Below are 9272 nucleotides of genomic sequence, written 5' to 3'. Positions count from 1 at the left end.
GGTCGGCGCGGCCGGCTCCGGCGCCGACCCGTCGCGCCCGCAAGGCCGCGAGCCCGGCCAAGGCGGTCGCCACCGCCGAGGCCCTCGCCGAGGCGGCCCGCCCGGACCACGCGCCCATCGGCCGAATCCCGGTCGTGGACGTCTCCCCCGTCGCCGAGGCGGGCCGCTGGCCGGCGAAGGCCACGGTCGGCGAGGCGGTCCCGATCCGCGCCACGGTGTTCCGCGAGGGCCACGACGCCTGCGCCGCGACCGCGGTGCTGGTCGGCCCGGACGGCACCGACCGCGCCCGCGCGACGATGGTCGACATCGCCCCGGGCCTGGACCGGTACGAGGCCCGCCTGGTGCCCGACGAGGCCGGCGCGTGGGGCTTCCGCGTCGAGGGCTGGTCCGACCCGTTCGGCACCTGGGCGCACGACGCCCCGCTCAAGGTCGATGCGGGCGTGGACGTCGAGCTCGTGCTCGAGGAGGGCGCCCGGCTGCTGACCCGCGCCGCCGACCGCACGGCCGACGACGCCGGGGTCACGATCCCGGCGGCCGACGCGCAGCTGCTGCGCGACGCCGCGACCGCGCTGCGGGACGGGGCCCGCCCCGCCGAGGCGCGGCTCGCCGCCGGGCTGTCCGCCGAGGTGCGGGTCGCGCTCGCGGCCCACCCCGTGCGGGAGATGGTCAGCCCGTCGCCCACCTACCCGCTGGTCGTCGACCGCCCGCTGGCCCTGGCCGGCGCCTGGTACGAGATCTTCCCGCGCTCGATCGGCGCGACCTACGACGACGCCACCGGCACCTGGACGACGGGCACCCTGCGCACCGCCGCCGAGGACCTGCCGCGGATCGCCGGCCTCGGGTTCGACGTCGTGTACCTGACGCCGATCCACCCGATCGGCACCACGCACCGCAAGGGCCGCAACAACACGCTCGACGCGAAGCCGGGCGACCCGGGCTCGCCGTACGCGATCGGCTCCCCCGACGGCGGGCACGACGCGATCGACCCGTCGCTCGGCACGTTCGAGGACTTCGACGCGTTCGTCGCCGCGGCCCGCGACCAGGGCCTGGAGGTCGCGCTCGACCTCGCGCTGCAGTGCTCCCCCGACCACCCCTGGGTCGCCGAGCACCCGGAGTGGTTCACCACCCGGCTCGACGGGACGATCGCCTACGCGGAGAACCCGCCGAAGAAGTACCAGGACATCTACCCGCTGAACTTCGACAACGACCCGGAGGGCATCGCGCGGGAGATCCGCCGCGTGCTCCAGGTCTGGATCGACCACGGGGTCACCGCGTTCCGCGTCGACAACCCGCACACCAAGCCGCTGTCGTTCTGGCAGTGGTTGCTGGCGGACGTCCGGGCCGCGCACCCCGAGGTGGTGTTCCTCTCCGAGGCGTTCACCCGGCCGGCGATGATGCTCAACCTGGCCCGGGTCGGGTTCCACCAGTCGTACACGTACTTCACCTGGCGCAACACCAAGGAGGAGGTCGCCGAGTACCTCGCCGAGGTGTCGGGCGAGCAGGGCTCGTGGATGCGGCCGTCGTTCTGGCCCACCACCCACGACATCCTCACGCCCTACCTGCAGACCGGCGGGACGGCGGGCTTCGCGGTCCGCGCGGTGCTCGCGGCGCTCGGCTCCCCGACCTGGGGGATCTACTCCGGCTACGAGCTCGTCGAGGACGTGCCGCGGCCCGGCGTCGAGGAGCAGATCGACAACGAGAAGTACGAGTTCAAGCCCCGCGACTGGGCCGCCGCGGAGCCGCTCGGCATCGCCCGGCTGCTGCGCTCGCTCAACGAGATCCGCCGGGCGCACCCCGCGCTGCGGCAGCTGCGCAACCTCACCGTGCACCCGACCTCCGACCCGTCGCTGGTCGCGTTCTCCCGGCACCTGCCCGCCGACCTGTCCCCGACGGGGCGGCCCGACACGGTGCTCGTGGTCGTGAACCTCGACCCGCGGTCGGCGCACGACGGCGTGGTCGAGCTGGACCTGGCGGCCCTCGGGCTCGAGCCGGACGCCCGGTTCGTCGCGCACGACGTGCTGTCCCAGGAGGTCTACGCCTGGGACGGCCGGCCCTGGGTGCGGCTCGACCCGTACAGCCGGGTGGCGCACGTCATCCAGGTGGAGCGGGTGTGACGCCCGCAGGGGCGGCGGGCGGCACGCCGGTGCCGTCCGCGACGGGCACCGTCCCGACCGTGACGGGCGCGGGCGGGCACGTCCCGCACGGCGCCGCGGCGACGGGTCCGGCTCCGGCCACCGGCGCCATCGCCCTCACCGCCCTGCCCGCCCGCCGGCAGCCGCCGGTGCCGGGCGCCGAGCAGGGTGGCCTCAGCGACGACCCGGAGTGGTACCGCACCGCGGTGTTCTACGAGGTGATGATCCGGTCGTTCTCCGACTCGGACGGCTCCGGCAGCGGCGACCTGCGCGGGCTCACCGCCCGGCTCGACTACCTGCAGTGGCTCGGCGTCGACTGCCTGTGGCTGCCACCGTTCTACCCCTCCCCGCTGCGCGACGGCGGGTACGACGTCTCCGACTACACCGCGGTCGCCGCCCAGTACGGCACGATGGAGGACTTCACCGACCTGGTCGCCGCGGCGCACGAGCGCGGGATGCGGGTCGTCGTCGACCTCGTGATGAACCACTCGTCGGACCAGCACCCGTGGTTCCAGGCGTCCCGGTCCGACCCCGACGGCCCGTACGGCGACTTCTACGTGTGGTCCGACGACAACACGAAGTACCAGGACGCGCGGATCATCTTCGTCGACACCGAGACGTCCAACTGGACGTTCGACCCGGTGCGCCGGCAGTACTTCTGGCACCGGTTCTTCAGCCACCAGCCGGACCTGAACTTCGACAACCCGCGGGTGGTCGAGGCGATGTTCGACGTGGCGCGGTTCTGGCTGCGGGTCGGCGTCGACGGGTTCCGGCTGGACGCGGTGCCCTACCTGTTCGAGCGGGACGGCACCAACTGCGAGAACCTCCCGGAGACCCACCGGTTCCTGCGGGACCTGCGCGCGATGATCGACCGGGAGTTCCCGGGCCGGATCATGCTGGCCGAGGCGAACCAGTGGCCCGAGGACGTCGTGCACTACTTCGGCACCGAGACCGAGCCCGAGTGCCACATGTGCTTCCACTTCCCGGTGATGCCGCGGATCTACTACTCGCTGCGCGACCAGCGGGCGACGTCCATCGTCGACATCCTCGCCGACACCCCCGCCATCCCCGGCGGCGGCCAGTGGAGCACGTTCCTGCGCAACCACGACGAGCTGACGCTCGAGATGGTGTCCACCGAGGAGCGCGCGTCCATGTACGGCTGGTACGCCCCGGACTCCCGGATGCGCGCCAACATCGGCATCCGGCGCCGGCTCGCCCCGCTGCTCGACGACTCCCGCAAGGAGATCGAGCTCGCGCACGCCCTGCTGCTGTCCCTGCCCGGCTCGCCGTGCCTGTACTACGGCGACGAGATCGGCATGGGCGACAACATCTGGCTCGCCGACCGGGACGCCGTGCGGACCCCGATGCAGTGGACGCCGGACCGCAACGCCGGGTTCTCGACGTCCGACCCGGGCAAGCTCTACCTGCCGGTGATCCAGTCGCTGGTGCACCACTACAACAACGTGAACGTCGAGGCGCAGCTCGCGCAGACCACGTCGCTGCTGCACTGGGTGCGCGGCATGCTCATGGTCCGGCGGCAGCACCCGGCGCTCGGGAGGGGCACCTTCGAGGTCGCGCCGGGCGACAACGACGCGGTGCTGTCCTTCCTGCGGCGCGGCCCGGACGAGACCCTGCTGGTCGTCGCGAACCTCGCCTCCACGGCGCGGGCCACGACGGTGCGGCTGCCGGCCGAGCTCGCGGGCGCCGAGCTGCGGGACGTGTTCGGCGGCGCGCCGTTCCCGCCCGTCGGGGCCGACGGGACGGCCTCGTTCACCCTGGGCTCGCGCGACTTCTACTGGCTGGCGGTGACGACGGCATGACCGAGCGACGAGTGGCCCACGAGGACCGCGACGACGCGCTGGCCGCCCTGCTGGCGCCCTGGCTCCCCGGCCGGCGCTGGTTCCCGATCAAGGGGGTCGACGCGCGGGTCACCGCGATCGGCGGCCTGTCCCTGCGCGACCCCGAGGGCACCGCGACCGTGCGGCTCCTGCTGCTGCGCGCCGAGGGCGGCGGCACCGGTGCCGTGCTGCAGGTGCCCGTGGTGCTGGGCGTGGACGTGGCGGACGGCGACGCCGCGCTGGTCGGTCGGCTGCCCGACGGCACCGCCGTCGTCGACGGCGCGGGGCGGCCCGAGTTCGAGCGCGCCTGGCTCGCCGCGGCCGACCGGCCCGACGGCGACGCGCCGGAGCCGGCCGACGCCCTGGGCACCCCGAAGGTCGTGCCCGGCGAGCAGTCCAACACCTCCGTCATCCTCCCCGGCGCCGGGCCCGACGGGAGCACCGCCATGCTCAAGGTGTTCCGCGGGCTGACCGAGGGCGACAACCCCGACGTCGACGTCCCGCGGGCGCTCGCCGAGGTCGGCTGGACGCACGTCCCGCGGCCCCTCGCCTGGCTCGGTGCCGAGTGGCCCGACGGCGACGGCACCGCCCACGGGCACCTCGGCGTGCTCAGCGCCTTCGTGCCCGGGGCGCGCGACGGCTTCGAGCTCGCGTGCGACCTCGCCCGCGGCGGGACGTCGTTCGCGGACCTCGCCGAGGACCTCGGGGAGGTCGTCGGGCAGATGCACCGGGCGCTCGCGCGGGCGCTGCCGGACGACGTGCTCCCCGCGGCGGAGGCCGACACCGCCCCCTCCGGGCGGCACGCCGCGGACCCCGAGCCCGGCCTGTCCCCCGCCGCCGCCCGCGTGGCCGACGCGCTGGCGGCCCGGTTCGCCTGGGCCAGCGGCATCGTGCCCGAGCTCGCCGGGTTCGCCGACCCGGTCGCCGCCCTGGCCGAGCGGACCCGGCTGCTGGGCGACGTGCCGCACCGGCAGCGCGTGCACGGCGACCTGCACCTCGGCCAGGTGCTGCGCGGCGACGGCACCTGGTACGTCCTCGACTTCGAGGGCGAGCCCCTGCTCCCCGTGGCCCAGCGCACCCGGCCGGACCTCGCGCTCCGCGACGCCGCGGGCATGCTCCGGTCCTTCGACTACGCGGCGGCCGTCGGCGGCGCGCCGGCGGCGTGGACCGAGGTCGCGCGCACCGCGTTCCTCGCCGGCTACTCCGCGGAGAGCACCGACCTCGACCCCGGCACCCGGGCGCACCTGCTGCGGGTGCTCGAGCTCGACAAGGCGCTGTACGAGGCCGTGTACGAGGCCCGCAACCGGCCGGACTGGCTGCCCATCCCGCTCGCCGGCGTGCAGCGGCTCATCGGCTGACCCGGGGCCGGCCGACCGCGGGCCGGGTGCGGCTGGCAGACTGCCGGGCGTGAGCCCCGCGACCCCGGCCGGCGTCCCCGGCGTGCCCGAGCCCGCACCGACGCACGTCCTGCTCGTCGGCGACTCCGTGACCGACTGCGGGCGGCGCGCCGACCCGGAGCACCTGGGCCACGGCTACGTCCGGCTGCTCGCCGAGGGGCCGCTGCGGGGGTGCCGGGTCACCAACCGCGGCGTCGGCGGGGACCGGGCCGTCGACCTGGCCGCGCGGTGGGACGCCGACGTCCTGGCCGAGCGCCCCGACGTGCTGTCCGTCGCCGTCGGCATCAACGACACCTGGCGCCGGTACGACCGCGGCGCCGTGACCCCCGCCGAGGCGTTCGAGGCGACCTACCGCGCGCTGCTCGGGGCGGCGCTCGCCGCCGGGGTGCGCCGCCTGGTGCTCGTCGAGCCGTTCGTCCTGCCCGTGACCCCGGAGCAGGAGCGGTGGTGGGACGAGGACCTGGGCGCGAAGGTCGCCGCCGTGCACCGCCTCGCCGCCGAGCACGGCGCCGTCCTCGTCCCCGCCGGGACCCACCTCGCGGCCCTCGCGGCCGAGCACGGCGCCGCGGCGCTGGCCGGTGACGGCGTGCACCCGACGCCCGCCGGGCACCGTGCGCTGGCGGACCTGTGGTGGGCCGCGGCGGGCGGTGCGGTGCTCCGGGACTGATCCGCCGCCGTCGCGGCGGCCGTGCGCCCGGTGTCTGGCTGCGCGAACGCCCCGGTGGTGGTTGGGTGGGCACATGAACCGCCCGGCCGAGACGTCGCCCGTCACCGTCGACCACGACACCCTGCGCGCCGTCGCGTCCGGCACGCACCACGACCCGCACTCCGTGCTGGGTGCGCACGTCACCCCGAGCGGGCTCGTCGTGCGGACCCTGCGGCCGCTCGCCGACGCCGTCGTGGTGGTCACCGCCGACGGGAGCACGCCCGCCGTGCACGAGCAGGACGGCATCTGGGTCGCGCTGCTGCCCGAGACGCAGGCGGTCGACTACCGCCTCGACGTCACCTACGGCACGGAGACCCAGCGGGTCGACGACCCGTACCGCTACCTGCCGACCGTCCAGGAGCTCGACCGGCACCTCATCCGCGAGGGCCGGCACGAGCAGCTGTGGACCGTCCTCGGCGCCAACGTGCACCGGTACCCCGGCACGCTCGGCGAGGTCACCGGCACCGCGTTCGCCGTCTGGGCCCCCAACGCGCGCGCCGTGCGGGTCGTCGGCGACTTCAACCACTGGCAGGGCGCCCAGCACGCCATGCGCTCGCTCGGCGACTCCGGTGTCTGGGAGCTGTTCGTGCCCGGCGTCGGCGCCGGCACCCGGTACAAGTTCGAGGTCGTCGGCGCGGACGGCTCCTGGCGGCAGAAGGCCGACCCGCTCGCCAAGGGCACCGAGGTCCCGCCGGCGACCGCCTCCGTCGTCGTGGAGTCCGACTTCACCTGGGGCGACCAGGAGTGGATCGACCACCGCCGCTCGCACGACCCGCACTCCGGACCGATGAGCATCTACGAGGTGCACCTCGGCTCCTGGCGGCAGGGCCTGTCCTACCGGGAGCTCGCCGAGCAGCTCACGGAGTACGTCCTGGAGACGGGCTTCACGCACGTCGAGTTCCTCCCCGTCTCGGAGCACCCGTTCGGCGGCTCCTGGGGCTACCAGGTGTCGTCCTACTACGCGCCGACCTCCCGGTTCGGCCACCCCGACGACTTCCGGCACCTCGTCGACACCCTGCACCGCGCCGGCATCGGCGTGCTGCTCGACTGGGTGCCCGCGCACTTCCCCAAGGACGAGTGGGCCCTCGCGCGGTTCGACGGCACCCCGCTGTACGAGCACCCGGACCCGCAGCGCGGCGAGCAGCTCGACTGGGGCACCTACGTCTTCAACTTCGGCCGCAACGAGGTGCGCAACTTCCTCGTCGCGAACGCCACGTACTGGCTCGAGGAGTTCCACGCCGACGGCCTGCGGGTCGACGCCGTCGCCTCGATGCTCTACCTCGACTACTCGCGCGAGCCCGGCCAGTGGACCCCGAACGTGCACGGCGGCCGCGAGAACCTCGAGGCGATCGCGTTCCTCCAGGAGACCAACGCCACCGCCTACCGCCGCACGCCCGGCGTCATGATGATCGCCGAGGAGTCCACCGCCTGGCCCGGCGTCACCACGCCCACCAGCGGCGGCGGTCTCGGGTTCGGCCTGAAGTGGAACATGGGCTGGATGAACGACACGCTCCGCTACCTCGCCGAGCTGCCGATCAACCGGCGCTACCACCACCACGAGGCCACCTTCTCGCTGGTGTACGCGTTCTCCGAGCAGTTCGTCCTGCCGATCAGCCACGACGAGGTCGTGCACGGCAAGGGCTCCGTCATGCGGAAGATGCCCGGCGACGACTGGCAGCAGCGCGCCGGCGTCCGGGCCCTGCTCGCCTACCAGTGGTCGCACCCCGGCAAGCAGCTCATCTTCATGGGCACGGAGTTCGCGCAGGGCACCGAGTGGGCCGAGTCCCGCTCCCTCGACTGGTACCTCCTCGACCACGCGCCGCACCGCGGCGTCCAGTCCGCGGTCCGCGACCTCAACCGGTTCTACCGGTCCCACTCCGCCATGTGGGCGCTCGACCACTCCCCCCAGGGGTTCGAGTGGATCGACGCCAACGACGCCGACCGGAACGTCCTCGCGTACCTGCGCCGGGACGACCGCGGGAACGTCGTGGCGGTCGTCGTGAACTTCTCCGGCGTGCCGCACGAGGACTACCGGCTGGCGCTCCCCCAGGGCGGCACCTGGATCGAGGCGCTCAACACCGACGCCGAGGAGTACGGCGGCTCCGGCGTGGGCAACCTCGGGCAGGTGCAGGCCCGCCCCGAGCCGCACCACGGGCGGGCGTTCTCGGCCACCCTGCGCGTCCCGCCCCTGGGCGTCCTCTACCTGGTCCCGGCGTAACGACCCGATCCCGGCCTCACCCGCGCGCCGCAGGGGCCAGCCAGGACGCCGCGCGGGGACGGCCAGGACGCCGCGCGGGGACGGCTTGGTCCCGCGCGGGACCAGGGCTTCGCACGGGACACCCAGGGTCCCGCCGGGACCAGGGCGCCGAGAATGCAGAACCTGCTGGTTCCGCTGAGCTGAAACCAGCGTGTCCTGCGGACTCGACGGGAGCCGGCCGGCGTGCCTCCCGAGCGCGCTCGCGAGCTCGCCAGCGACCCGTCGCGAGCTCTGCGTCCCCGACCCGCCCCGCGCTCTGTGTCCGCGACCGAGCGCGTGCTGTGCGTCCGCTGCTCGGCAGGAGACGGACGCGCCAGGCCTGGCAGGCATCGCACATCTGGGAGCGGGGGGACTCGGCGCGTCCCCGCCGAACACGTCACGAGTGGCTGTCCCACTGCGCGACCAAGGATCCGCGGGCAATGCCCGCCGAGCCCGAAGAAGATGCTGACTTCGACGCCCTGAAGCCCACACCTACTTCCCGCTCGGCGAATGGCCGGCCGGGCCGGGTGCCCGGGTGGTAGCGGGGACGTCCGGGGCCGTGACTCCAGGTCCGCTCTGCTGCTCAGGGGGCCTTGCCCCCGAGAGTGCAGAAGATGCTGCCTTTGGCCGCCCGGAACCCTGCAAGTACTGCACACTCGGCGAACGGTCGAGCCGGGGGCCTGGCGCGTGCGGTGGAGCGGGGGCCCCGGGCGTGCGGTGGAGCGGGGCGCCCGGGCGCGCGATGGAGCTCGGTGCCTCGGGCGGGCAGCGCACGTGTCGTGGCGCGTGCGGGTGTTGGGTGCAGAAACAGAGAAAGCCACCCCCGAAGGGGTGGCTTCTCTGAATGATGTCCGGCGGCGTCCTACTCTCCCACACCCTGGCGAGTGCAGTACCATCGGCGCTGAAGGGCTTAGCTTCCGGGTTCGGAATGGGACCGGGCGTTTCCCCTTCGCTATGACCGCC

5 protein-coding genes and 1 rRNA gene are annotated in these 9272 nt (G+C 74.4%); 5 read left to right on the top strand and 1 reads right to left on the bottom strand.

The genetic code is table 11. From position 1 onward, the window contains the following. Window positions 1-116: 116 nt before the first annotated feature. From FA014_RS15515 to glgB, 5 genes are all read left to right on the top strand, one after another. On the top strand, window positions 117-2114 hold the full coding sequence (locus FA014_RS15515) for an alpha-1,4-glucan--maltose-1-phosphate maltosyltransferase (RefSeq protein WP_154730557.1): 1998 nt from the start codon (window positions 117-119) through the stop codon (window positions 2112-2114). A 143-nt stretch (window positions 2115-2257) separates the two neighbouring features. Next, window positions 2258-3952: a maltose alpha-D-glucosyltransferase gene (gene treS, locus FA014_RS15510; RefSeq protein ID WP_419178413.1), complete on the top strand. Its 1695-nt coding sequence runs from the start codon at window positions 2258-2260 to the stop codon at window positions 3950-3952. Continuing rightward, complete coding sequence (locus FA014_RS15505) at window positions 3949-5328, top strand: maltokinase N-terminal cap-like domain-containing protein (RefSeq protein WP_154730554.1); 1380 nt, start codon at window positions 3949-3951, stop codon at window positions 5326-5328. The genes treS and FA014_RS15505 overlap by 4 nt, the downstream gene beginning before the upstream one ends. A 49-nt stretch (window positions 5329-5377) precedes the next feature. Further along, window positions 5378-6034: a GDSL-type esterase/lipase family protein gene (locus FA014_RS15500; protein WP_230323230.1), complete on the top strand. Its 657-nt coding sequence runs from the start codon at window positions 5378-5380 to the stop codon at window positions 6032-6034. A gap of 73 nt (window positions 6035-6107) precedes the next feature. Continuing rightward, a complete protein-coding gene (gene glgB / locus FA014_RS15495) occupies window positions 6108-8291 on the top strand; it encodes a 1,4-alpha-glucan branching protein GlgB (protein ID WP_154730553.1) in 2184 nt (727 codons plus the stop codon). Window positions 8292-9158: 867 nt separating this feature from the next. On the opposite strand, the gene rrf is transcribed toward glgB, so the two are convergent. Continuing rightward, window positions 9159-9272: ribosomal RNA gene (rrf, locus tag FA014_RS15490) — 5S ribosomal RNA — on the bottom strand; the annotation flags it as partial.

It is taken from the genome of Cellulomonas hominis (genome assembly GCF_005239125.1).
In the GTDB taxonomy this organism is placed as follows: Bacteria; Actinomycetota; Actinomycetes; order Actinomycetales; family Cellulomonadaceae; genus Cellulomonas; species Cellulomonas hominis_A.
This window is presented reverse-complemented; position numbering and strand designations above follow the sequence as displayed.

Excerpts from the sequence above, each read along its gene's own strand:
- glgB (WP_154730553.1), top strand. The coding sequence starts at position 6,108 with ATGAACCGCCCGGCCGAGACGTCGCCCGTCACCGTCGACCACGACACC.
- FA014_RS15505 (WP_154730554.1), top strand. The coding sequence starts at position 3,949 with ATGACCGAGCGACGAGTGGCCCACGAGGACCGCGACGACGCGCTGGCC.